The sequence below is a fragment of the Brevibacterium picturae genome (genome assembly GCF_030453725.1).
GTDB lineage: Bacteria > Actinomycetota > Actinomycetes > Actinomycetales > Brevibacteriaceae > Brevibacterium > Brevibacterium sandarakinum_A.
On record NZ_JAKDJU010000009.1, the window covers coordinates 1 to 22,636 of the forward strand.

General features: G+C 63.7%; 25 protein-coding genes. 2 read left to right on the forward strand and 23 right to left on the reverse strand.

The annotated features are described in order from the left end of the window. Positions 1–1,199 (reverse strand): 1-deoxy-D-xylulose-5-phosphate reductoisomerase (gene dxr, locus L0G76_RS02075; RefSeq protein WP_304355749.1); only part of this gene is annotated, 1,199 nt, incomplete at its 3' end. A gap of 99 nt (positions 1,200–1,298) precedes the next feature. Here dxr and L0G76_RS02080 point away from each other — a divergent pair. Then, the gene (locus L0G76_RS02080) at positions 1,299–2,498 is read left to right on the forward strand and encodes an acyl-CoA dehydrogenase family protein (RefSeq protein WP_304355750.1); all 1,200 of its coding nucleotides are present in this window, start codon (positions 1,299–1,301) and stop codon (positions 2,496–2,498) included. Between the two features lie 214 nt (positions 2,499–2,712). Here L0G76_RS02080 and L0G76_RS02085 read toward each other — a convergent pair whose 3' ends face one another. The 9 genes from L0G76_RS02085 to rpsB all read right to left on the reverse strand — a co-directional run bounded on the left by L0G76_RS02085 (position 2,713) and on the right by rpsB (position 11,083). Next, positions 2,713–3,606 carry a N5-glutamine methyltransferase family protein gene (locus L0G76_RS02085; protein WP_304355751.1) on the reverse strand — a complete coding sequence of 298 codons (894 nt, stop codon included), beginning with the start codon at positions 3,604–3,606 and terminating at the stop codon, positions 2,713–2,715. A gap of 28 nt (positions 3,607–3,634) precedes the next feature. Continuing rightward, positions 3,635–4,450, reverse strand: a complete 816-nt coding sequence (locus L0G76_RS02090) for a hypothetical protein (protein WP_304355752.1) — start codon at positions 4,448–4,450, stop codon at positions 3,635–3,637. Beyond that, positions 4,443–5,003 carry a DivIVA domain-containing protein gene (locus tag L0G76_RS02095; RefSeq protein ID WP_092107286.1) on the reverse strand — a complete coding sequence of 187 codons (561 nt, stop codon included), beginning with the start codon at positions 5,001–5,003 and terminating at the stop codon, positions 4,443–4,445. Before L0G76_RS02095 ends, L0G76_RS02090 begins: the two co-directional genes overlap by 8 nt. Positions 5,004–5,085: 82 nt before the next feature. Further along, complete coding sequence (gene rlmN, locus L0G76_RS02100; protein WP_487246978.1) at positions 5,086–6,393, reverse strand: 23S rRNA (adenine(2503)-C(2))-methyltransferase RlmN; 1,308 nt, start codon at positions 6,391–6,393, stop codon at positions 5,086–5,088. A 121-nt stretch (positions 6,394–6,514) separates the two neighbouring features. Continuing rightward, positions 6,515–7,537: a phosphatidate cytidylyltransferase gene (locus L0G76_RS02105; protein WP_304355753.1), complete on the reverse strand. Its 1,023-nt coding sequence runs from the start codon at positions 7,535–7,537 to the stop codon at positions 6,515–6,517. Beyond that, positions 7,537–8,094 carry a ribosome recycling factor gene (gene frr, locus L0G76_RS02110; RefSeq protein ID WP_092107281.1) on the reverse strand — a complete coding sequence of 186 codons (558 nt, stop codon included), beginning with the start codon at positions 8,092–8,094 and terminating at the stop codon, positions 7,537–7,539. Before frr ends, L0G76_RS02105 begins: the two co-directional genes overlap by 1 nt. 166 nt (positions 8,095–8,260) lie before the next feature. Further along, a complete protein-coding gene (gene pyrH / locus L0G76_RS02115; RefSeq protein ID WP_092107279.1) occupies positions 8,261–9,013 on the reverse strand; it encodes a UMP kinase in 753 nt (250 codons plus the stop codon). Between the two features lie 174 nt (positions 9,014–9,187). Next, entirely contained in the window at positions 9,188–10,015 is an 828-nt protein-coding gene (tsf, locus tag L0G76_RS02120) for a translation elongation factor Ts (RefSeq protein WP_304355754.1), read from the reverse strand. Positions 10,016–10,048: 33 nt separating this feature from the next. After that, on the reverse strand, positions 10,049–11,083 hold the full coding sequence (gene rpsB / locus L0G76_RS02125) for a 30S ribosomal protein S2 (RefSeq protein WP_304355755.1): 1,035 nt from the start codon (positions 11,081–11,083) through the stop codon (positions 10,049–10,051). A 583-nt stretch (positions 11,084–11,666) separates the two neighbouring features. On the opposite strand from rpsB, the gene L0G76_RS02130 reads away from it, so the two are divergent. Next, a complete protein-coding gene (locus L0G76_RS02130) occupies positions 11,667–12,707 on the forward strand; it encodes a peptidoglycan DD-metalloendopeptidase family protein (RefSeq protein ID WP_304355756.1) in 1,041 nt (346 codons plus the stop codon). A gap of 162 nt (positions 12,708–12,869) precedes the next feature. On the opposite strand, the gene L0G76_RS02135 is transcribed toward L0G76_RS02130, so the two are convergent. From L0G76_RS02135 to rpsP, 13 genes are all read right to left on the reverse strand, one after another. Then, complete coding sequence (locus L0G76_RS02135; RefSeq protein WP_304355757.1) at positions 12,870–13,829, reverse strand: tyrosine recombinase XerC; 960 nt, start codon at positions 13,827–13,829, stop codon at positions 12,870–12,872. 53 nt (positions 13,830–13,882) lie between these two features. Next, positions 13,883–15,160, reverse strand: a complete 1,278-nt coding sequence (dprA, locus tag L0G76_RS02140; protein WP_304355758.1) for a DNA-processing protein DprA — start codon at positions 15,158–15,160, stop codon at positions 13,883–13,885. Then, complete coding sequence (locus L0G76_RS02145; protein ID WP_304355759.1) at positions 15,157–16,707, reverse strand: YifB family Mg chelatase-like AAA ATPase; 1,551 nt, start codon at positions 16,705–16,707, stop codon at positions 15,157–15,159. Before L0G76_RS02145 ends, dprA begins: the two co-directional genes overlap by 4 nt. Further along, positions 16,704–17,102: a YraN family protein gene (locus L0G76_RS02150; protein WP_304355760.1), complete on the reverse strand. Its 399-nt coding sequence runs from the start codon at positions 17,100–17,102 to the stop codon at positions 16,704–16,706. Before L0G76_RS02150 ends, L0G76_RS02145 begins: the two co-directional genes overlap by 4 nt. A gap of 176 nt (positions 17,103–17,278) precedes the next feature. Next, positions 17,279–17,596: a DUF2469 domain-containing protein gene (locus L0G76_RS02155; RefSeq protein WP_092107263.1), complete on the reverse strand. Its 318-nt coding sequence runs from the start codon at positions 17,594–17,596 to the stop codon at positions 17,279–17,281. After that, on the reverse strand, positions 17,593–18,324 hold the full coding sequence (locus L0G76_RS02160) for a ribonuclease HII (protein ID WP_304355761.1): 732 nt from the start codon (positions 18,322–18,324) through the stop codon (positions 17,593–17,595). Before L0G76_RS02160 ends, L0G76_RS02155 begins: the two co-directional genes overlap by 4 nt. Further along, positions 18,324–19,028 (reverse strand): signal peptidase I, encoded by a 705-nt coding sequence (gene lepB / locus L0G76_RS02165; protein WP_304355762.1) that lies wholly within the window; start codon positions 19,026–19,028, stop codon positions 18,324–18,326. The genes L0G76_RS02160 and lepB (L0G76_RS02165) overlap by 1 nt, the downstream gene beginning before the upstream one ends. Before the next feature lie 107 nt (positions 19,029–19,135). Continuing rightward, the gene (gene lepB, locus L0G76_RS02170; protein WP_304355763.1) at positions 19,136–19,759 is read right to left on the reverse strand and encodes a signal peptidase I; all 624 of its coding nucleotides are present in this window, start codon (positions 19,757–19,759) and stop codon (positions 19,136–19,138) included. A 34-nt stretch (positions 19,760–19,793) separates the two neighbouring features. Beyond that, on the reverse strand, positions 19,794–20,135 hold the full coding sequence (gene rplS, locus L0G76_RS02175; RefSeq protein WP_304355764.1) for a 50S ribosomal protein L19: 342 nt from the start codon (positions 20,133–20,135) through the stop codon (positions 19,794–19,796). A gap of 175 nt (positions 20,136–20,310) precedes the next feature. Further along, positions 20,311–21,141, reverse strand: coding sequence for a tRNA (guanosine(37)-N1)-methyltransferase TrmD (gene trmD / locus L0G76_RS02180; protein WP_304355765.1), 831 nt, complete (start codon positions 21,139–21,141; stop codon positions 20,311–20,313). Between the two features lie 8 nt (positions 21,142–21,149). Continuing rightward, positions 21,150–21,650 (reverse strand): ribosome maturation factor RimM, encoded by a 501-nt coding sequence (rimM, locus tag L0G76_RS02185; RefSeq protein WP_304355766.1) that lies wholly within the window; start codon positions 21,648–21,650, stop codon positions 21,150–21,152. Between the two features lie 211 nt (positions 21,651–21,861). Next, the gene (locus tag L0G76_RS02190) at positions 21,862–22,092 is read right to left on the reverse strand and encodes an RNA-binding protein (RefSeq protein ID WP_092107249.1); all 231 of its coding nucleotides are present in this window, start codon (positions 22,090–22,092) and stop codon (positions 21,862–21,864) included. Position 22,093: 1 nt separating this feature from the next. Then, positions 22,094–22,516 (reverse strand): 30S ribosomal protein S16, encoded by a 423-nt coding sequence (gene rpsP / locus L0G76_RS02195; RefSeq protein WP_304355767.1) that lies wholly within the window; start codon positions 22,514–22,516, stop codon positions 22,094–22,096. Positions 22,517–22,636: the final 120 nt, after the last annotated feature.

The window sequence follows — 22,636 nt, forward strand, 5'->3', positions numbered from 1 at the left end:
GCTGCCAATTCCTGGCGGGCGAACTCTCGTGCCCAGGAATCGGCGGCGAGGACGGTGTCGACCGTATGTTCGGCGGCGGGCTCGTGTGCCTGCAGCGCTCGTTCGATGCCCTTGTCGATGCCGGTGAATGGGATCTCCCCATTCACGAAGGCTTCGACGAGGACCTCGTTGGCGGCGTTGAATACCGCGGGGAAGCTCTTTCTCCTCCGTCCGGCTTCGACAGCCAGCCCCAGTGCGGGGAAGGCAACGTGGTTGACGGGTTCGAACGACCAATGCATCGGCTGACCCCAGTTGTTGGCCACGGCACCGGAGGCCAGGCGCTGGGTCTGACCATCGGCCTGAGTGCCGAGTGCATAGGCGATGGGCAGCTTCATATCCGGCGGGGAGATCTGCGCGATCGTCGAGGCGTCACTGAACTCGACCATCGAATGGATCTGGGACTGCGGGTGGACGACGACTTCGATGTGGTCGAAGTCGATGTCGAAGAGCAGATGGGCCTCGATGACTTCGAGGCCCTTGTTGACCAGGGTCGCCGAGTTGATGGTGATCATCGACCCCATCGACCAGGTGGGATGTTTCAGCGCCTGAGCCGGGGTGACACGACGCAGCGCATCACGGGTCATGCCGCGAAACGGCCCACCAGAAGCCGTGATGACGAGTTTGCTCACCTCACCGTGAGTGCCCGAACGCAGTGCCTGCGCGATCGCGGAGTGCTCACTGTCGACGGGAATCAGAGCCGCTCCGGTGCGGGCTGCGGCGTCGAGGACGATCGAGCCGCCGATGATGAGCGACTCCTTGTTCGCCAACGCCACATCGGTGCCGCGATCAAGGGCAGCCAGAGTTGCGCCGAGTCCGGCGGCACCGGTGACCGCGTTGAGGACGATGTCGCACGAGCGCCCGGCGACCACCTCGGCGGCATCGGGACCCACGTGGATCTCACGGACGGGATCGCTGATTCCCCGCTCGTCGGCAGCCTGCTCCAGCCGCTGCCGGATCTCGGGCGCGCCGCCCTCCGGCGGGGTGGTGAGGCCGATGACGGGGACCGAGAACTCGAGGGCCTGGACGACCAACGCATCGAGTTGGGTGCCAGCCGCGAGGCCGATGACCTCGAAGGCTGCTGCGTTCTCCGCCAGGACGTCGAGGGCCTGGGTGCCGACCGAACCGGTCGAGCCGACTACAATGATTCTACGTTTACTCACGCCTACCGATAATGCCAAAGTTCTCTGAGAAATGACTCGACACCGGTGTCATCGGCGGCGTGAGATATGCAATGCGAATCAATGGCGAGAGAGGTTTTTATGAGTGCAGCGCTGAGCCCCGACGACATTCTGGGATTGGATTCGGTCTTCGAGGAAGATGACCTCGAATTCGCGTCGATCGTGAAGAAATGGCTTGATGAGAACGTCCGAGACAAGATCGGCGACTACTTCCTCGACGCCACGATCCCCGCCCGGGAGCTCGCGGAGGGACTCGGCGAGCTCGGGCTGCTGGGCATGCACCTCGACGGCTACGGCTGCGGCGGGTCCACCGCCACCCAGTATGGTCTGGCCTGTCGTGAACTCGAAGCCGTGGACTCGGGTCTGCGCTCTCTCGTCTCGGTCCAGGGATCCCTTGCCATGTTCGCCATCCACCACTTCGGCTCCGAGGCGCAGAAGGAAGAGTGGCTGCCGAAGATGGCGGCAGGCAAGGCCATCGGCTGCTTCGGTCTGACCGAACCGGATGTCGGCTCCGACCCCTCGGGGATGAAGACGACGGCGAAGAAGGACGGGTCCGACTGGATCCTCAACGGCGCGAAGATGTGGATCACGAACTCCCCCGTCTCCGACGTCATGGTCGTGTGGGCCAAGACCGAGGAGACCAACGCCAAGGGTGAGCCAGTCGTCCGCGGTTTCGTCGTCCCCAGTGACACCGAGGGCGTCCAGACTCCTGAGATCCACCGCAAGATCTCCCTGCGCGCCTCGATCACCGGCGAGATCGTCCTCGACAACGTCCGGTTGCCCGAAGACGCCATGCTGCCTGAGGCAAAAGGTCTCAAGGGGCCGCTGTCCTGCCTGTCCGAAGCCCGCTACGGAATCGTCTTCGGCGTCACGGGCGCCGCACGCGACGCTCTCCAGTCTGCGCTCGAATACACGGGCACTCGTGTCCAGTTCGACCGGCCGCTCTCCTCATTCCAGATCAGCCAGCAGAAGCTGGCGAAGGCCTTCGGCCAGTACTCGCAGATCACTCTGCTCGCCGCTCATCTGGGCAAGCTCAAGGATTCGGAGCAGGGAGTGCGTCCCGAGCAGATCAGCCTGGGCAAGATGGTCAACGTCGACACGGCGATGAACGTGTGCCGTGACCTGCGCGCACTGTTCGGCGGTTCCGGCATCACCAGCGAATACCCACCGCTGCGTCATGCCGTCAACCTCGAGACCGTGCTCACCTACGAGGGCACCCACGAGGTCCATCAGCTCACGCTGGGCCGCAGCCTCACAGGAATCAACGCCTTCGCCAACTGATTCGCGGCAAGCTCCGGCGCTGCGGAGGCGTCGGGTACGGCGCTGCGGAGGCGTCGGGTACGGCGCTGCGGAGGCCTCAGGTACGGGCAGGCCAACAACCGCTAGCAAGAAGTGTGAGCGTAGTGCACAAATGCACTACCTCTACACGTCTGGCTAGCGGTTGTTGCCATTCGCCGCCGGCTGCCTCTGAACGGCCCCCGCTGAACGCGTGCGCTCAGTCGCGCAGCTGCAGTTCGAGCACCGCTGTCTGTTCGTCATCGCCGAGGGTGCTGCCAGTGCTGAAGCCCAGCTGCGTTGCGAAGTCCGCGGCACTGTGCAGCTGTTCGCTGCCGAGTTCGATGAGCAGCACCCCGCTGGGCGCCAACCACTGCCGTGATTCACCGATGAGGCGGCGGACCAGGTCCAGTCCGTCAGCTCCCCCGAACAGAGCAGTCGGAGCCTCATGGTCAAGCGCCTCACGAGGCAGGAATTCGGCAGCAGAATCCGGAACGTAGGGCGGAACTGCGGAGATGACGTCGAAGCCGCCGGCCAGAGTCTGCGGCAGACCCGTCAGTGTGTTGAGAAGATGGGGGTGGGCCTCGGGTCCGACATTCATCCGCGCGCAGTCGAGTGCCGTTTCATCGTGGTCGCCGAGGTGGATCTGCGTTCCTGGGTCTGCTCGAGACACCGTCGTGGCTACGGCTCCCACACCACAGAATGCTTCCAAGAAGCGTACCGTGCCTCCGGCTTCCTCCATGCCACAGCTGGCAGCCTGTGCGCCACGCTGTGCAGCTTTCGAGCCACGGGCCGCCTTCAGAGCCAGGATCGATTGCGCCGCCAGCAGATGAGTTCTCTGCCGGGGCACAAAAACGCCTGGAGCGACGGCGATTCGCTGGCCCGCGAATTCGACCCACCCGACGATCTGTTCGAGAGGTTCTCCGGCGACGCGGCGGGCCAGGAACTCCGCCAAGATAGGGTGGCTGCTCGTTGCATCATGGCGGTCGGCCATGTCGCGGGCGGCCGGATCGCGTGAGGCTTCCTGCGCGGCTTGCAGCAGGATCCGGGCCTCGTCCTCGGCGAAGACGCACCCCGCGTTCCGCAGGTGAGCAACCACAGTGGCGCAGCTCATCTGCTCAGCCTCATCCGGACCGGAGGCGTCAGGCCCCAGGGAGTATCTCCTGGGACAGCCACTCCAGGCTGGATTCTGCATCGAGGGCTCTCTGGTCTGTGACAATCAGCGCCCGGTCCGGTGCCAGTGGGATCACGGCGGCTGATTCGACTCGGGAGTCTCGCATTGCTTGGTCGATGTTCGCCGTCTCCCCGGCGACGGTGATGCCGACTCCCTCAAATCTGGAGCGGATGACCTTGACCGATGCTCGACCGGAGTTGATTGGTGGGGCATCGATCGTGTGGACGAGCACGGAGGTGATGGCGTCGTCTACCCCGCGCGCCGAGAGCCGAGCGGTCGCCGTATTAGCAGACGACGTTGCGTCAGCAGACGACGCCGTATCCGCAGACAACGTTGCGTCAGCACACGACACCGTATCCGCAGCGGAGACAGAGGAGACAGAGGACACGGACGACGCGGCTGCCGAGCGCACGTCGACACTGGCACCGATTCGGACGGCTCCGAGGATGCTCAGCGCCCGAGCGATCGGTGGAACATCCTCGGCGATGACGATTCTTTCATTCTCTGTGCCGATGATGCCCATGGCACGGAGGATGCCGCCGAGCTTCGCACTCCGATCGAGCACCTCCGCGCGATCGAGTTCCACGGGCTTCGACAACGCCTTGACCAGACGCGGGTCGGTGACTTCGCGGCCATCGACCATCGGTTTGTCCGGGGACGGCCCGGTCAGGACGATGTCATCGGCCCCGTTCATGACGATCGGGAAGTCGAGCAGCTCGTACACCGGGTTGAGCGTTCCGGCCGCGGTGTCTGTGGGTGCTTCGAAGTAGTGGAAATCAGTCAACGGAGGCCATCACTTCGACGACGCGGTCGATGAAGGCATCCACCTGGTCCTCGTCGTAGGCTTTGTTGCCCTTGGCCGTCTTGAACAGGACGCGGCGGACCTGGTCGACGCTCATCGCCACGCCCTGAGTGAAGTACGCGTTGACCTTCTCGCACATGTCATCGACCTGGTCGATGTCGTAGCCGATGACACCGGGAGCCGGATTGTCAAAGTGCTCGCCGGGTTCGCGCACCAGGCGTCCCCGCAGGGACGCGGCCACACGGGTCAGCTCGGATACCCAGGCGTCTTGGCCCGACTGCGCGATGAGGCGGTCACGCGCCTGTTTGGCGAAGGCGTCTTCGAGACGGTCGAGGGCGGCATCGACGACGGCGACGTGGTAGCCCTTGCGCACCAGGTCGAAGCCGACCGTGCGCACCGCGCGGGAGTCGAGGTCACCGGGCTGCGGGGTGGGACGTTCGAAGGATTCGCGCGCACGTTTGAAGAAGCTGTCGACCTGTTTCGGGTCGTAGCCGTTCTTCCATCCGGACATTCGGGGGAAAGTCGTGTCCGCCATGTTGCCTCCAGAAGCGAATCGCCGTATTGGTCATTTTCACCATGATAAATGGCGAACACGGAAAATGCGTGTCCGCGCTTTCTCAGTCGGCGGCGGCGAGCTGTCCGCAGGCTCCGTCGATGTCCGAGCCGCGGGTATCGCGGATGGTCGTCGGGATCCCCTGGTCGATGAGCCGGCGCACGAATTCGTCCGCCACCGCCGGTTCGGATGCCGTCCAGACGGAGCCGGGGGTCGGGTTGAGCGGGATCGGATTGACGTGCACCCAGCCGCGCCCGCGGGCGTTGAGTTTCTTCGCCAGCAGCTCTGCGCGCCAGGGGTGGTCGTTCATGTCTTTGATGAGGGCGTATTCGATGCTCACCCGACGTCCCGTCACCTGGTAGTAGTTGAATGCGGCGTCGATGGCCTCATCGGCCTTCCACCGGGTGTTGACCGGGATCATCTCGTCGCGCAGCTCATCGTCGGGTGCGTGGAGGCTGAGCGCGAAGGTGACCGGGATGTCCTCGGCGGCGAGTTTGTTGATACCGGGGACCAGTCCGACCGTGGAGATGGTGATTCGGCGGGCTGACATCCCCAGCCCCTGCGGTGCGGGCTCGACGAACCGGCGCACCGCGTTCATCACCCGTTTGTAGTTGGCCAGGGGTTCGCCCATCCCCATGAAGACGATGTTGGAGACGCGTTCGGGTCCCGTCGCCGAGGCGGCCGCTCCCGATTCATCGACCGTGGCCTCAGATGATTCGCCCTGAGCCTCATCGGCTTCTGCGCCCAGCGCGGTCTCGCCTTCGGCTGGCATGTCCCCGGAGGGCGCCGGGGCAAGCTCGCCGTCGGCGATGACCTGATTGGCGCGGATGACCTGTTCGACGATCTCGGCCGCGGACATGTTGCGCGTCAGTCCCTGCTGGCCCGTGGCGCAGAAGGGACAGTTCATTCCGCAGCCGCACTGGCTGGAGACGCACAGGGTGACGCGGTTGCGGTAGCGCATGAGCACCGATTCGACGAGCGCACCGTCGTAGAGGCGCCACAGGAATTTGATCGTGTCGCCGTTCTCGGTCCGCAGGCGGCGGACCTCGGTCAGGAGGTGTGGGAAGAAACGCTCCTGCAGGTCGGTACGCAGGTCCTTGGGAAGGTCCGTCATGGACTCGACGTCGGTCTGGTAGTGCGAGAAGTAATGGGTCGAGATCTGCTTGGCGCGGAAGGCGGGCAGTCCCATCTCCTTGACCGCTTCGATGCGTTCGTCCATCGTCATATCGGCCAGATGCTGCTTCGGCTGACTGGCTCGCGGTGATTTGAAATTGAGCAGCGGACGACCGTCGCGCGTCGGCGTCTTCGAAGTCGTGCCGTCTGCGTGTTCGACGACGGGCCGTGTCTGCCTGTTACCTGCTTGAGAACTCACTCGCCCATTGTCTCATGGGAGCCATTCTTGTGGGATGTGTGTGCCGCCACGGCAGGTGACGGCCCTCCCCCGACCGGCCACGACCGTGCCACGGCGTGTGTGAGCCGGACCGGCGCGGCCCTCAGAGGTAGCCGGGCAGGACCGAGAACATCACCAGAGCCACCGGGGCGGTGGGCAGAATCGAATCGAGCCGATCCATGACGCCGCCGTGGCCCGGCAGCAGTGTCCCCATGTCCTTGAGTTCGAGATCGCGTTTGATCATCGATTCGCTGAAGTCGCCGAGGGTGGCGAAGGCCGGGATGACGACGCCGATGACCAGTCCTGTCCAGAACGGGGCGTCGAAGAGAGTCAGTGCGAGGACGGTCGCGACCGCGGCGGCGAAGATCACCGAGCCGATGTAGCCCTCCCAGGACTTCTTCGGGGAGATCCTGGGGGCGATCGGGTGCTTGCCCCAGAGGACGCCGAAGACGTAGCCGCCGGTATCCGAGGCGACGACGCTGGCGAGGAAGAGGATGACGTAGAGGTTGCCGTCGGGCTGGGTCAGCAGATACACGACGAAGCAGGCCATGAGGCCGACGTAGGTCAGCGCGAACAGGGACAGCGAGACGTCCTTGACCGCGTTCTTGCGTCGCTCGACCATGGTGAAGAGCATGACGGCGCCGGCGCTTGCGGCAAAGGTCACCCACAGTGCTTCACGACCGCCGACGAATGTCGCCACCACCATGCAGGCTGCGGACACCATGGTCGGGAACCGCGACACGAGTGATCCCGAACGGGACAGGGCATTGGCCAGTTCCCACATCGCAGCGACGATGGCGATGAGGATGATGAAGAGGAAGGAGATCGGGAAGACGATGAGGGAGACCAGGACGATGCCGCCGATGAGCAGCCCGATGCCGATTGCTGCGGGCAGATTCCGTCCGGCCTTGCCGTAGTCCTTCGGAGCCTCCTCGGGGACGTCCTGCCCGGTCTCAGCGACCGGGTTCGTCTCCGGATCTTCCGGCGAATAATCCTTACCGGAGTTGCGCAGATCTCTGCGCTTGGGGAACGGGGTCTGTGAGCTTGAGGCATGCGGATCCGGATCCGACCCCCCGAGGGGAGCCGGATCGGACGCTTGATTGCCTGACCCGGTCAACGCGATCATCAGACCTCGAGAAGCTCAGCTTCCTTCTGGGACAGGAGCTTGTCGACGTTGTCGACCTTGCTCTTCGTCAGGTCGTCGAGTTCGGAGATTCCGCGTGCAACCTCGTCCTCACCGGCGTCGCCGTCCTTTTTGATGCGTTCCAGGGTCTCCTTGGCATGACGCCGGATGTTGCGGATCGAGACCTTGCCGTCTTCGGCCTTGCTCTTGACGATCTTGACGTATTCCTTGCGACGCTCCTCGGTGAGTTCCGGAAGTACGACGCGGATGACGTTGCCGTCGTTGGCCGGGTTCGCTCCGATGTCCGAATTGCGCAGAGCGGTCTCGATGTCTCCGAGTGCTCCACGGTCGTAGGGAGTCACGAGGATCGTGCGGGCTTCCGGCGTTTGGAACGAAGCCAGCTGCTGCAGAGGCGTCGGTGCACCGTAGTAGTCGATCTCGATGGCGGCGAACAGCGCGGGGTTGGCGCGACCGGTGCGGATGGACGAGAAGTCCTCCTGCGTGAACTCCACGGCCTTGTCCATTTTCTCTCTGGCCTCGGCCAGTGTTTCTTCAATCACGACTCACTCTTTCCGTCGATGGGAGCTTTGGGTTCATTCTATGGGTCATAGGTCACGAATACCCCACTCTATTGGTCCAGGAAGAGTCCTGGACTTCATTTGAGGGGTGTTTCGACGTGCGGCTGTCCCGGAGCGCGGCTGTCCGGGAGGCGGTGCGCCCGGGGACCTATTTGACTACGGTGCCGATCTTGTCGCCGACGATCGCCTTGCGCAGATTACCTTCGCCTTGCATGCCGAAGACGTGCATCGGCAGCTTGTTGTCCATGCACAGGGAGAATGCGGTTGCGTCGACGACCTTGAGGCCCTTCTGAAGCGCCTCCTGATAGGTGATCTCAGCGATCTTCTCCGCAGCCGGGTCGATGTGCGGGTCGGCGGTGTAGACGCCGTCGACGCCGTTCTTGGCGATGAGGACCTCATCGGCGTGGATTTCCAGGGCGCGCTGCGCGGCGACGGTGTCGGTGGAGAAGTACGGCAGACCGGCCCCGGCACCGAAGATGACCACCCTGTTCTTCTCCATGTGGCGCATGGCTCGGCGTGGAATGTAGGACTCGGCGACCTGGGACATGGGAATGGCGGTCTGCACCCGGGTGTCGACTCCGGTCTGTTCGAGGAAGTCCTGGAGAGCCAGGCAGTTCATCACGGTTCCCAGCATGCCCATGTAGTCGGCGCGTGTGCGGTCCATTCCCCGCTGAGACAGCTCTGCCCCTCGGAAGAAGTTTCCGCCGCCGACGACGATGCTGACTTCCACCTCGTTGACGGTGGGAGCTACTTCCCTGGCTACAGCGGCCACGACATCGGGATCGACTCCGATATTGCCTCCGCCGAACACCTCACCGGAGAGTTTGAGGAGCACGCGGCGGCGATGGGTACGCACGCGTCTGCTGGCGTAGCTGGATTCGTGAACCGGGGTGGATGTCATTTAGTCCTTCTTCCGTCTGGGCAGGTAGGAGCCCGGATGAGTCGTCGGTGTCAGTGTAGCGAAAACGGGGCCGGACCGATTGGTCCGACCCCGTCTGCCGCTTATGAGTTCACTCTCAAGCGAGACCACTGCTGTGCGGGTCGGGGATCGACTCGCTCAACGGTCAGTGATGTTTCAGGATCCGACGCGGAAGCGCAGGAATCCGGTGGCCTTGACGCCGGCAGCCTCGAGAACGCTGCTCACGGACTGCTTGGGATCCTTGGCGAATCCCTGGTCCAGGAGGCAGTTCTCCTTGAAGAAGCCGTTGACGCGGCCCTCGATGATCTTGGGCAGAGCCTTCTCGGGCTTGCCTTCGTTCTTCGCGGTGTCCTCAGCGATGCGACGTTCGTTCTCCACGAGGTCGGCGGGGACCTCTTCGCGGGAGAAGTACTTCGGGCTCATCGCAGCGATGTGCACGGCGACATCGTGGGCAACCGAGGAGTCGTCCCCTTCGTAGGCCAGCAGGACGCCCACCTGAGGGGGCAGATCCTTGTTGGTCCGGTGCAGGTAGGACTCGACGCTAGCGCCTTCGAGACGTCCGACGCGGCGAAGGGCAACCTTCTCGCCCAGGGTCGCACCACTTTCGGTGATGAACTCCGAGACGGGCTTGCCGTCCTTCGTGGACTCGAGGACAGCCTCGGCCGAATCGGCGTTGCTGGACACGGCCAGCGCCAGAACTTCGTCGGCGAGTGCGACGAAGGGATCGGACTTCGCAACGAAGTCGGTCTCCGAGTTGAGCTCGATCATCGTTCCGACGCCGCCCTCGACCTGGGTGGCCACGAGACCGTCGGAGGTGGAGCGACCTTCACGCTTGGTGGCGCCCTTGAGGCCCTTCACACGGAGGACCTCGATGGCTTTCGCCTGATCGCCGTCGGCTTCGTCAAGAGCCTTCTTGACATCCATCATTCCGGCGCCGGTCTTCTCGCGCAGTGCCTTGATATCAGCGGCAGTGTAGTTTGCCATTCTTTCTCCTCAGGATGGTGGAGTTATGGAAAATCAGGACTCGGTCGACTCGGTGGAGTCTGCAGCGGCTTCAGCGGCGGGTGCTTCGGTTGCCTTGTCAGCGGCCTCAGCGGCAGCCTCGACTGGGGGCTCGTCGGTCGCCTCTTCAGCCGCGGCAGCGGCATCAGCAGCCGGATCCGCAGCAGCATCAGCAGCAATCGGCTTCTCGGCGGCAGCGTCAGCAGCGTCGGCAGCGGCAGTGGCCGGAGCGGTATCGTCGGCAGCCGGAGCGGCAGCTTCCTCAGAGGCGGGAGCGTTGCCCTCGAGCAGTTCGCGTTCCCACTCGGGCATCGGTTCGACGGCCGAGACGTTCTTCTCTCCGCTGTCGTCGTCCGAGGAGTGGCGGGCGATGAGGCCCTCTGCCACGGCGTCGGCGATCACGCGGGTGAGCAGGGACACCGAGCGGATGGCGTCGTCGTTGCCCGGGATCGGGTAGTTGACGTCGTCAGGGTCGCAGTTGGTGTCGAGGATCGCGATGACCGGGATGCCCAGCTTGCGTGCTTCGTCGACAGCCAAGTGTTCCTTCTTGGTGTCAACGATCCAGACAGCCGAGGGAGTCCGCTGCATGTCGCGGATACCGCCGAGGGTCTTCTCCAGCTTGTCCTTCTCACGACGGAGAATGAGGAGTTCCTTCTTGGTGTGCGAAGAACCTGCAACGTCGTCGAAGTCGATCTCTTCGAGTTCCTTGAGGCGGCGCAGACGCAGGGAGATGGTCTGGAAGTTGGTGAGCATACCGCCGAGCCAACGCTGGTTGACGTAGGGCTGGCCCACGCGCTTGGCCTGTTCGGCGATCGATTCCTGCGCCTGCTTCTTGGTGCCGACGAAGAGAATCGAGCCGCCGTGGGTGACGGTTTCCTTGACGAATTCGAATGCAGTGTCGATGTATCCCAGCGACTTCTGCAGGTCGATGATGTAGATGCCGTTGCGCTCGGTGAAGATGAAGCGCTTCATCTTCGGGTTCCAACGACGGGTCTGGTGTCCAAAGTGAACGCCGCTGTCGAGCAGCTGGCGGATGGTGACGACGGCCATGCCGACGCCCTCCTTTCTCTCGCGCCCGAAGGCGCTTTTACGTCAGTGCTGACCGCCGGCAGTGAGCCGTCGGCAACAGTGACCTTTTCGGTTGATTCCTGGTATCCGGTTCATCCGCCCCACAAATTCGCCTTTGCGGGCTATTTGCACCATGGGATGGAGAAGAGATCGAATACGCGTAGTCAGAAGTCACGCTTCTGCTGGAGCCAGTCTATCCCGGTTGCCCAAGCCTTTTCCAATCGATCGGGCACCTGCCGAATGGGCATCATCACACCGTCGAAAGCATTCTGAGTCCTCGACAGCGTTCCGACTGCTCGGAAGAGGCGGCCTCCCCCGACTCGAGTCCGTTCATGTGTGGATATCCTGGCGCTGCGCAGGTCCACCAACGTCGGTTCTGCTGCAGCCTTCTCAGGCTCACAGCTGCCCGGGCTGTCTGATCAGGCAGCCCGGGCAGCTGCTCGCGCGTCATCTCCTGTGGATGGCTGCCCGACTCGTGCTCGTTTCACCTGTGGATGTGAACGTAGCGTCCACAGGCCGAGTTCGAGTGCCTGACATTCGGCTGCGACCCGGCTTGCATGGGCTCATGGACTTCTTCGCCGATTCTCCGAATACCTTCCGGCTCACCTGGAATCAACGTTCGTCTGCGTCTCGCGGCGTACGTCTCATCGCGATCATCAGCCTGCTGGTCTTCGCCTTCACCGTCGCCGAGGTGGGGGCACCGTTCTCGGCGGCATCTGTCGAATCTGATCCCCACGAACAGACCAGCTGGGTCACTCCTGTCCCCGCGATGGAGATCGTCGAAGCCTTCGATCCGCCCACGGAGGCATGGTTGGAAGGGCACCGAGGCATCGATGTTCTCACGGTCAGTGGTGAACCGCTGCGTGCCCCAGCCGCAGGCACCATCCGCTTCCACGGCTCTGTGGTCGGCACTGCAACCGTGAGCATCGAAACGGACTCCGGATACGTGGTCTCCTTCCAACCTGCGGAGTCGGAGTTGAAGAAGGGTGAGAAGTTCGCCGCCGGTGCGAAGATCGGAACGGTCGCCGAGGGCGGCCACTGTGACGAATCGTGCCTGCACATCGGTGTCTGGAAGTCCGAGGGAGAGAAGAAGTACCTCGACCCGGCGGGCTTCTTCGGACAGGAGCAGTCGATCCTCTTGCCGCTGTCGCGCAAGCCCGCGAAGGACCATGCCGGTGACTCCACGACCTCGGGCGCAGGCGCCTGGGGTGGGCATCGCAATGGACGGATTCCCGCTGCTGCGATGTGCTCGCTGACCTCGGCGCCGGGACAGATGCTGCGCTGCGATGCTCAGGCGGCGTTCGACCGCATGTCCCATGCCTATGAGGCCAGGTTCTCGACTCCGATCTCCGTCACGGATGCCTACCGCGACTACGACACCCAGGTCATCCTCAAGAAGCGCAAGGGCCGTATGGCGGCCACTCCGGGAACTTCGAACCATGGGTGGGCACTGGCCGTCGACCTGGGCGGCGGGATCAACTCCTTCGGCAGTGTCCAGCATCAGTGGATGCGTGCCAATGCACCGAAGTTCGGTTGGATCCATCCGGGCTGGGCCCGCCAGTCCGGTTCACTGCCCGAGCCGTGGCATTGGGAGTTCCGAACGTGATGCCACGACCGGACCGATGCGTCACAGGAGCGATTCGCCACCGGAGCAATGCGTCACAGGAGCAATGCGTCACAGGAGCGATTCGCCATCGGAGCGATGCCACATCGGAGCGGACGCTGCGGGAGAACCACGGTCGGCTCAGCATGATCGGGGCCCCTGCGATCAGGCCCGCGGGTGCGCCTGCCGATAGGTCTCCTGCAACCGCTGCATCGAGACGTGAGTGTAGACCTGTGTGCTGCTCATGGTCGAATGCCCCAGAAGCTCCTGGATCTGTCGCAGATCCGCTCCCCCGTCGAGCATGTGTGTAGCGGCCGAGTGTCGGAGTCCGTGCGGGCCGATATCAGGTGCGCTGGGGTCATCGGAGCCGTGGCGATGAACGAGTTCCCTCACCTGTCTGGCTCCGATGCGGCCGCCCCTCACACCGAGGAACAGTGCATCACCGCTGGTGGTCGACACGAACGTCTCCCGCAGGTTCAGCCACCGCTGCAGTGCCGACTGGGCGGGCTTCCCGAATGGGACCCTCCGTTCCTTGTCGCCCTTGCCCAGGACGGTGATCATCGAACGCTGGTGGTCGACGTCGCGGCGATTCAGTCCGGTCAGCTCCGATACGCGCACGGCCGTGGCATAGAGCATCTCCAGGATAGCCGCGTCCCTGGCCCATTTGGCTGCCTCGACGGGATCGCTGGTGCGGGCCTCAGCGTGGGAAGCACGCTGCGGGGACACGAGAGCGGCGGCCTGCTGCGGTTTGAGCACGGTGGGAAGGCGAGAGTCCTTCTTGGGAGTCCGCAGCCGCGCCGCCGGATTGTTCGTCAGCCCCTGATGGTTCACGCAGTAGGCGAAGAAGGACTTCACGGCCGCGATCTTGCGGGCCACCGTCGACTTCGCCGCCCCGGCGTCGTCGAGCGTGATGAGCCACGCACGCAGGTCGTTGAGATCGATGTCGCCCACCCCGGCTTCAGCAGCGTGGGGCACGGAGCGGGCGGTCGGCGTGTGGGCCGCATGGTCGAAGAAGTCTGTGACATCGGCGATGTAGGCCCTCGAGGTGTGGGCGGAGACATCGCGGGATCTCAGGTGGTCGGCATAGCCGGACACCACCTCGGCGATGGTCATCGGTTGGGTCACAACCCCAGGTTACGCGATCGACTGTGCCCCACGGGGGACCTGATCTCCACGACTCATGTCTGTGGGCGCAGCTTGACCCAACCTGATCCACGGCGGGCGCTCAAGCCGGCGAGTTCGAGGACGGCGAGCGCGGAGAGAGTGTTCGGCACCGTCAGCCCGGCACGTGCTGCCACGGTCCCGACATCCAGTGCCTTGGTCGCCGAGAGGACGTTGACACAGATCTTCTCCCGCTCGGCGAGGTCATCGATCGGATCGGCAGCTGCACGGCCGGGGTGCTCAGATGGGAGGCTCGCGTCGTCGAACAGAGTCGGTTCCGGTCCGCCGATGAGTTCGACGACGTCCTCGCAACTGGTTACCAGCTCCGCTTCGTGCAATCGGATGAGTCGGTGGGTTCCCGTCGACGATGCCGAGTACACGGATCCGGGGAATGCCGCAACTTCGCGCGAGAGTTCGAGTGCGTGTCGGGCGGTATTGAGGGCTCCGCTGCGCCAGCCGGCTTCGACGATGACCGTGGCTTGGGACGAGGCGGCGATCAGGCGGTTGCGGAGCAGGAAGCGGTGGCGCATCGGTGTCATCCCGGGAGCGGTTTCGGACACGATCGCACCACGTTCGAGCACCTGGTGGAACAGCTCGGTGTTCGCCGCCGGGTAGAAGCGGTCGACTCCCCCGGCCATGAAGGCAATCGTGGTGCCTTCCCGGGCGATGGCTGCCCGGTGTGCGGCCGCATCGATGCCGAAGGCTCCGCCGGAGACGATGGTCAGTCCCTTCGCGGCCAGATCCCAGGCAAGGTCCGAGGCACATTTGGTGCCGTAGTTGCTGGCCGCACGTGCTCCGACGATGGCGACCGCCGACTGCAGAGCTGCGTTGAGCCGCGCCTCGCCTCGGACCCACAACCCCAGTGGAGCCGCCGGTCCCAGGTCCGTGAGAGCCGCCGGCCATTCCCCGTCGCCGGGGATGACGAGCCTCCCGCCCAGTCTGTGCACGGCCTCGAGATCACGATGTCCCTGCGCATCCTCGCCACGCACGGCCCACCGGTCCAATGCCTCGCCGAACTGCCCGCTGCCGGAGACTGCCGCCACGACCGCCGACAGGCTTTCGGCGACCTCGGCTGCCGATGACTTCCCTGCGGCCACCGCACTGATCAGTTCGAGCACTGCGATCGGACCGAGCTCGGCGACGAGATCGGCGAGCAGCCCATCGCCGGGTTCTGCGATCCTCAACAGCGCGGCCACGGCCTCTCGAATCTCACCGCTGCCGTTCTCGCTCACGGTTCCTGCGTCCTCGCTCATGAGTCCTGCGTCCTCACTCACGGTTTCTGCGTCCTCGCTCATGAGTCCTGCGTCCTCAGGGCGAGTGCCGTCGTGATCCTGTCCGGAGTCGGAGCCTCTGCCCCCTCGAGGTCGGCCAGGGTCGTTGCCACTCTGAGCACTCGGTCGTAGCCGCGCATGGTGATCCTTCCGGTGTCGAGTGCCCGGTCCAGGTCGCGCAGGCTGTTCGGGTTCAGGCAGAAGTGTTCACGCAGCCAGGCTCCGGGAGCGTTCGAGTTCAACGTCCACTCGCAGTCGACGTACCGATCGGCCTGCCTCTGCCGTGCATGTCTGACTCGTCCGGCGACCGTTGCGCTGTCCTCCTGTGTCCCTCCGAGACGGATGTCAGCCGGAGAGACGGGGAACAGTTCGAGCTGCAGGTCGACGCGGTCCAGGAGCGGGCCGGACAGCCGATTTCGGTAGCGGCGTTTGTCCATCGGAGTGCAGCGGCAGGCGGATTCGGCTCCGCGCATTCCGGCCCCACACGGGCAGGGGTTCGCCGCCAGCACCAGTTGGAACGAGGCCGGGAGCACCATGGAGCCCCATGCCCGGTGGATGTGGACCTGTCGAGCCTCCATCGGCTGGCGCAGTGCTTCGAGAACGTCTCGTGAGAACTCGGGCGCTTCATCCATGAAGAGCACGCCCCGGTGGGCCCGGCTGAGAATCCCGATCGACCCCGATCGGCGCCCGCCGATCAGCGCCGAGGCGGTGCTGCGGTGGTGGGGCGCCTCGAACGGCGGTCTGTGATCGAGTCCTTCGCTGCCGCGCAGCTCTCCCCGCAGCGAGCGTACCGCTGCCACCTCCACCGCTTGCGGGGCGTCCAATGGTGGAAGTATCCCCGGCAGACACTGTGCCAGCAGAGTCTTCCCGGCTCCCGGTGTGCCCCGCATCAGCAGGTTGTGTCCTCCGGCCGCTGCGATTTCGAGTCCGAACCGTGCTTCGGCCTGCCCTTGGACTTCGGAGAGGTCGTGGAGTTCGGATGTTTCGGCGTTGACAGTCCCGGCGTCGACGACCGGCGGCAGCATCGGGACGTTGAGCTGTCCACCATAGATGTTGATCAGTTCGGCCAATGAGGTGACGGCTCTGACTCTGGCGCCGCCGAGCAGGTCGGCTTCCTGACGATTGCCGACGGGTACGACGAACCGTTCGAACCCGGCCTGCAGACCGCTGTGCAGGCTCGGCAGCACCCCGTTGACCGGTCGGATTCGCCCGTCGAGGCCGAGCTCACCGCAGTGGATGATCTCTTCTGTGTCCGTCTGGCTGATGACGCCTTGGGCTTTGAGTACAGCCACAGCGATTCCGAGGTCGAATCCGGTGCCGATCTTCGGCACGGAGCCTGGAGTGAGGTTGATCGTCAGATGCTGCGTGGCAACGGGGATCCCCAGATACGCAAGTGCGGCGCGAAGTCGTTTCCGGGATTCGCTCACGGAGGCGTCGGGCAGACCGACGATGTCGATTCCCGGCAGACCTGCACTGACGCAGGCTTCGATGGACACGATCTTGCCGGCCAGTCCCCAGAGGGCGACGGCCGAAGAACGCCCGATCACGTTGAGCTTGGCTTCTTCACTCACGAGTCGACCTGCACGTTGCGCCGATATGAGTAGTCGGGTTCGGGTTCCATCACGATGCCCAGAGCATCGATGCGGATAGCGGGATAGAACTCGCTCTGCCCGCGCAGCCAGATGCCAGAGAGCATTCTGATCCGTCTCAGCTTCGCCCCGGTCACGGCCTCGAGCGGAGACCCGAGCGCGAGAGTTCTGCGGGTCTTCACCTCGACGAAGACGATGGCTTCACCGTCTCGCGCGATGATGTCGACCTCTCCCCGTGGGCACCTGAAGTTGCGTTCGATGATGACCATTCCCTGCCGCTGCAGGAAATCTGCAGCCAGGTCCTCCCCCGTCTGCCCCAAGGCGCGGTGGCGCATTCCCGGTGTCGTTGTGCTCCGTTTGTCAGATGTCGGTCCCATGGGGACAGACCACCACCGGCGGTGAAGACGTGACAAGGGCAGAAGAACGGCCTGTGGACGGCGCGTCGTCGTCCACAGGCCCATCACGTGCAAGTCGGGGTCCTGTCCACAGCCGACCGGTGTGTCAGTGGTTCCTCCTTGTCAGGAACTCCTTCTCGTCAGCCCCTGATCGTGTGTCAGCCCCTGATCGACGTCGGTGGCTCCAGATCGCTCTTGGCGATCTCCTCGATGTTGACGTCCTTGAAGGTGAGCACATGCACGGTCTTGATGAAACGCGCTGATCGGTAACTGTCCCACACCCAGGCATCGCGCAGCGTCAGTTCGAAATAGACGTCCCCGGCGTCGTTGTGGGCCTTGAGATCGACGTGATTGGCCAGATAGAAGCGCCGTTCGGTCTCCACAACATAGGCGAAGAGTCCCACAACATCGCGATACTCCTTGTAGAGCTGAAGCTCCAGCTGGGCTTCGTAGTCGTCCAGATCATCAGTGCTCATGACGATCCCTCCTTCGCATCGTGGGCCGTGTGCAGGCGGAAGCTTCTCCGGTGGTGAATGCTGGGGCCGAAATCGGCGATCCCCTGACGGTGTTTGATGGTTCCGTATCCGACATTCGACTCCCAACCATACTGGGGGTGCCCCTGCGCGAGGGCGATCATCGCCTCGTCTCGGTGGACTTTGGCGACGATACTCGCCGCGGCGATGACCGGAACACTGCCGTCGCCTTTGATCACGGTCCTCACCTGGGGCAGATCGAGGTCTGCAGCGGACCCGAATATCCCCAGGCAGTCGAGCGTGAGTGGAGCCGAAAGCCAGTCATGTTTGCCGTCGAGGAGCACCATCGTCGATGAGGGAAAGATCGTCGAGCCCACGAGCGGCAACAGCATGTCACACAGTGCCCGACGACCGGCCAGGTTCAGTGCCATGGTCATTCCGAGTTCGTCGAGCTCGCTCGGGCTCGTCGAGCCCACAGCCGTGGCCCGCGCCCATCCAGCCACACGGTCGGTGGCAGACTGACGCGACAGCGCGCTCAACTGCTTCGAATCATGAATTCCCTCGGGCACCTCGGCGGCGGTCAGGGTCGTCAGGTCGAAGAGGGCAACGCCCACGCTGAGCGGTCCCGCCAGTGCCCCGCGACCGACTTCGTCGATGCCGATGACGAATTCATAGCCTTCTGCCAGCAGGGTGCGCTCAAGGCTGAGATCGTGCAGTCCTGTCCGTGCCATCAGCTGCCGGTGATTCCTTCGGGTTCGGGAACGTCGGCGAAGACCGCTTCCGGAGTGGACATCCAGTTGAAGTGCTTGAAGGGCCAGTTGATGAGGAAGACGGTGCCCACCACATTGTCTTCGGACACGTAGGGCTGCGTGTCGAGGTGGTAGCGGGAGTCTGCGGAGTTGCTGCGGTTATCGCCCATCACCCAATAGTGGCCCTGCGGGACGGTGACGTCGAACTCCAAGTCTGAGGGGGCGGTTCCCTGATCGAGGTATGTCTCATCGACGGGTTCGCCGTTGACGAGGATGCGCCCCTGTGCGTCGCAGCATTCGACGGTGTCTCCTCCGACGCCGATGACACGCTTGATCAATTGGTTGCCCCCGTCAGCGGGAGCCAATCCGACGAATTCGAGGATGGGGTTGGGCTCATATTCCGAGACCTCTTCAGGCGTCAGCCAATGGTCGGGGTCGTCGAAGACGATGATGTCGCCGCGGTCGGCCGGTCCGAATCGGGGCGCGAGCTGGTTGACGAGGACCCGATCGTCGATCTGCAGGGTGTCCATCATCGATCCCGAGGGGATGTAGAACGAGCGGACGACCCAGGTCTTCAGTGCGGTGGAGATGAGGATGGCGACGAGGATGATCGCTGCGGTCTCGAGCAGGCCGCGAAGGAGTTTCTTCGGGGCTGAAGGTGGGGAAGCTTCTGATTCGGCTGACATTCGTTCGCTTTCGCATCGGACCACAGGTTCCGCAGAGGGACTGAAATGAGCGTACCAGCACCTCACCGCGGCAGCTGTCAGGCTGCGATCAACTCACATGGATCCGCTCAGTCGACCGAAGAGCCGTGTCCGATCACGGGCCCGATGACGCGGTCGAGGGGGATGAATCCGCCACCGGGTTTGCCCAGCAGTGCGCGCGAGTCTGCGGAGTCGTTCCGGTTGTCGCCCATCACCCACATCGTGTCGGCGGGGACTTCGATCGAGAACTCGGAGCTCGAGGCCGGGTGCGGCGCGTAGTCTTCTTCGAGTGGTTCGTCGTTGAGCAGCAGTCGACCCTGCGCGTCGCAGCATCGGAGCGTGTCTCCGCCGACGGCGATGACGCGTTTGACGTAGTAGACGTCGCGGCTTCCGAGCCCGATCCAGGACCCTGCCTTCTGCAGCGGGGTCGGCAGCGCGTCGTCGACGAAGGAGCCGCGCCCGTCGAAGACGACGATGTCTCCGCGTCGGATGTCTGACCGCAGCGCGTCGGGACGCCACACAGTGATGTCGTCGCCGACGTCGAGGGTCGGCTCCATCGATGCGCTGGGGATCGTGAAACGTTGGATGATGAACCCGCGAACCGATCCGCCGATGACGATGATGAGGATCGCGATGACTGCGACGATCTTCCACAAGCGGCTCGAGTACAGAAAACGCGACCCGAAGGTCGCGTTTTCGTGATTCTGCGGCACAGCGTGATCATTGCCCACAGTGCCAGGCAATGAATCAGGCCTTTTCGCGGATGCGAGCCTTCTTGCCGCGCAGTTCGCGCAGGTAGTACAGCTTGGCGCGACGAACGTCACCGCGGGCGAGGACTTCGAGCTTCTCGACGATGGGCGAGTGCACCGGGAAGGTACGCTCGACACCGACGCCGAAGCTGATCTTACGCGCGGTGAAGGTCTCGCGGATTCCGTCGCCCTGGCGGCGGATGACGATTCCCTTGAATACCTGGATACGCGAACGGGATCCTTCGATCACGCGCACGTGAACGTTAAGGGTGTCACCCGGGCGGAACTCAGGAACGTCAGTCTTCAACGAGGCTGCATCAACAACATCAAGCTTCTGCATTGTGTTTCTCCATGTGTCCCCTGCTTCAGGTCGAGGACACGCATATCGGACCGGTTGAACCGGTGATTGGATCGTCTGTCGGGATCGCTCCCCGACGTTCTCCGATATCGACACCGGAGTACGGTCTTGGGCACCCATCCCCCTGAAGCAGGTGAATGCCAACAAACGCGACGATCTATTCTGTCATGGATTCGTCATCGGACTCAAACCGTTCCAGAACGGCGCGATCATGCTTGTCGAGGCCGTTGAGTTCAGCGAGCAGATCGGGCCTGATCTCGGCGGTGCGTTCAAGCCTCCGGTCCCGGCGCCATCGCGCGATCGCACCGTGGTTTCCGCTGAGCAGGATCTCGGGCACATCGCGGTCCCGCCAGCTGGCGGGCTTCGTATAGATCGGGTATTCGAGGAGCCCGTCCTCGTGACTCTCCTCCGTCAGCGATTCCGGGTTGCCGATGACCCCGGGGATGAGACGGCTGACGGCTTCGATCATCACCATTGAGGCGACCTCTCCCCCATTGAGCACATAGTCTCCGATGCTCATGGGGCGCAGATCGAAGCGCTCGGCCGACCAGTCGATGACGCGTTGGTCGATGCCTTCATAACGCCCGCACGCGAACACGAGGTGTTCGGCGCCAGAGAGGTCCTCGGCGATGCTCTGGTCGAATACCGGACCGGCGGGGCTGGGGACGATGAGGATCGGTTTTTCGGCCTCGCCGGTCGTCCCTCCGGGCCCCTCGCCGGTCGTCCCTCCGGGCCCCTCGCCGGTCGTCCCTCCGGGCCCCTCGCCGAGGATGTGTTCGAGTGCCAGCGCCCAGGGCTCGGCCTTCATCACCATTCCGGCACCCCCGCCGTATGGTGAGTCGTCGACCGTGTTGTGACGGTCGAACGTGAACTGGCGCAGGTCGTGCACGTTCAAATCGAGCAGTCCCCGTTCGACGGCTTTGCCGATGAGTGAGAGCTTCAGCCCGACGAGATACTCCGGGAAGATGGAGACGACGTCGATCTTCATGCCTGGGCTCATGGAGCGTCGAAGAGACCGGCCGGGGGTGTGACTCTGACCCATCCGGCCTCGACGTCGACCTCGGGCACGATCTCGGCGACGAAGGGAATGAGCGCCTGGTGACCGTCGACGTGCTTCATGTGGAGCAGGTCCTGGGCGGTGCCGTTCGTGACGTCGACGATCTCACCGACGAGCGCCTCGCCTTCGAGAACTCGCAGGCCGATGAGGTCTTCTAGGTACCAGGCGTCGTCCTCACCCTCGTCCTCCTCCTGGTCGCTGAGGAGGAGAGTGTTGCGGATCTCTTCGGCCCGGTTGCGATCCGGCACCTCATCGAAGGTCAGCAGCAGTCGGTCCCGGTGCCACCTGGCCGACTTCAGCGTCAGCTCACCGATGTCGGGATCGGTGGAGTAGGTCTGACCAGTCACGAACCGTTCGTCCGGCCGGTCGGTGCGCACCTCGACGGTGAATTCCCCTTTGATGCCGTGCGGTTTGCCCAGCCGGGCGATCACCGTGTCCATACTGCTCCTCGTATTCGTGAAACTGCTCGGGCTCGTACTCGTGAAGGCACCGGCGCCGATGAAGGTGCGGGTCCGCATTCACTTCCAGCACACAGTTTAGTCGCCCTCTCATGGTCGTACCCCACGAGTCTCGATGACGGACCGGGCCGGTGAATACAGAGAAGGGGGACGCAGCGATGACACGCCGCATCCCCCTTCTCTGATGAAGGTGTTACGCCTCGATGAGGTCCACTCGCACCGACTCGCGGCCGGCCAGAGAGTTGATCACGGTGCGCAGAGCTTTTGCGGTTCTCCCCGCGCGACCGATGACACGTCCGAGGTCTTCCGGATGAACCCGAACCTCGAGCGTGGTCCCGCGCTGTGACGAGCGGGATCGAACAGCAACATCGTCGGGATGATCGACGATGCCGCGGACCAGATGTTCGAGCGAATCAGACAACATGTCAGGCTTCAGCGCTCTCTTCGGAAGCAGCAGGAGCCGCTTCTTCAGCCGCTGCAGCCTTGTCCGAACCCTTAGGAGTGATGGCCTCCTTGATCACAGATCCGGCAGCGGGAGCCACGTAGGCTTCCTTCTCCGACTGCGGCTGCACAGTGTTCACTGCTTCGCCGACGCCGGTGTGCTTCTGCCAGTCACCGGTGAGCTTGAGGATCGCGCGAACCTGATCGGTCGGCTGAGCACCGACGGAGAGCCAGTGCTGAGCGCGCTCCGAATCGATCTCGATGACCGAAGGGTTGCGGGTCGGGTGGTAGATGCCGATCTGTTCGATGGCCTTGCCATCGCGACGGGTGCGCGAATCGGCCACGACGACGCGGTAGTGCGGTGCACGGATCTTGCCCATGCGCTTCAAGCGAATTTTGACTGCCACTTTAGTGGTGTCTCCTTTTGTGTTTTTGTTGCACAGAGGCTCCAGAAGAATCGTGGGGTTGACCTGTCGGAGTCTGTGACCTGGACTATCACCACAACGCGGAAGAGAGGGCCCGCGTCG

Excerpts from the sequence above, each read along its gene's own strand:
- rplS (WP_304355764.1), bottom strand. The coding sequence starts at position 20,135 with ATGCAGAAGCTTGATGTTGTTGATGCAGCCTCGTTGAAGACTGACGTT.
- L0G76_RS02190 (WP_092107249.1), bottom strand. The coding sequence starts at position 22,092 with ATGTTGTCTGATTCGCTCGAACATCTGGTCCGCGGCATCGTCGATCAT.
- L0G76_RS02105 (WP_304355753.1), bottom strand. The coding sequence starts at position 7,537 with ATGATCGCGTTGACCGGGTCAGGCAATCAAGCGTCCGATCCGGCTCCC.
- L0G76_RS02160 (WP_304355761.1), bottom strand. The coding sequence starts at position 18,324 with ATGGCACGGACAGGACTGCACGATCTCAGCCTTGAGCGCACCCTGCTG.
- pyrH (WP_092107279.1), bottom strand. The coding sequence starts at position 9,013 with ATGACATCCACCCCGGTTCACGAATCCAGCTACGCCAGCAGACGCGTG.
- tsf (WP_304355754.1), bottom strand. The coding sequence starts at position 10,015 with ATGGCAAACTACACTGCCGCTGATATCAAGGCACTGCGCGAGAAGACC.
- L0G76_RS02085 (WP_304355751.1), bottom strand. The coding sequence starts at position 3,606 with ATGAGCTGCGCCACTGTGGTTGCTCACCTGCGGAACGCGGGGTGCGTC.
- L0G76_RS02150 (WP_304355760.1), bottom strand. The coding sequence starts at position 17,102 with ATGGGACCGACATCTGACAAACGGAGCACAACGACACCGGGAATGCGC.
- rimM (WP_304355766.1), bottom strand. The coding sequence starts at position 21,650 with ATGGACACGGTGATCGCCCGGCTGGGCAAACCGCACGGCATCAAAGGG.
- lepB (WP_304355762.1), bottom strand. The coding sequence starts at position 19,028 with ATGTCAGCCGAATCAGAAGCTTCCCCACCTTCAGCCCCGAAGAAACTC.
- L0G76_RS02155 (WP_092107263.1), bottom strand. The coding sequence starts at position 17,596 with ATGAGCACTGATGATCTGGACGACTACGAAGCCCAGCTGGAGCTTCAG.
- L0G76_RS02080 (WP_304355750.1), top strand. The coding sequence starts at position 1,299 with ATGAGTGCAGCGCTGAGCCCCGACGACATTCTGGGATTGGATTCGGTC.
- L0G76_RS02095 (WP_092107286.1), bottom strand. The coding sequence starts at position 5,003 with ATGGCGGACACGACTTTCCCCCGAATGTCCGGATGGAAGAACGGCTAC.
- dprA (WP_304355758.1), bottom strand. The coding sequence starts at position 15,160 with ATGAGCGAGGACGCAGAAACCGTGAGTGAGGACGCAGGACTCATGAGC.
- trmD (WP_304355765.1), bottom strand. The coding sequence starts at position 21,141 with ATGAAGATCGACGTCGTCTCCATCTTCCCGGAGTATCTCGTCGGGCTG.
- L0G76_RS02130 (WP_304355756.1), top strand. The coding sequence starts at position 11,667 with ATGGACTTCTTCGCCGATTCTCCGAATACCTTCCGGCTCACCTGGAAT.
- rpsB (WP_304355755.1), bottom strand. The coding sequence starts at position 11,083 with ATGGCCGTCGTCACCATCCGCCAGCTGCTCGACAGCGGCGTTCACTTT.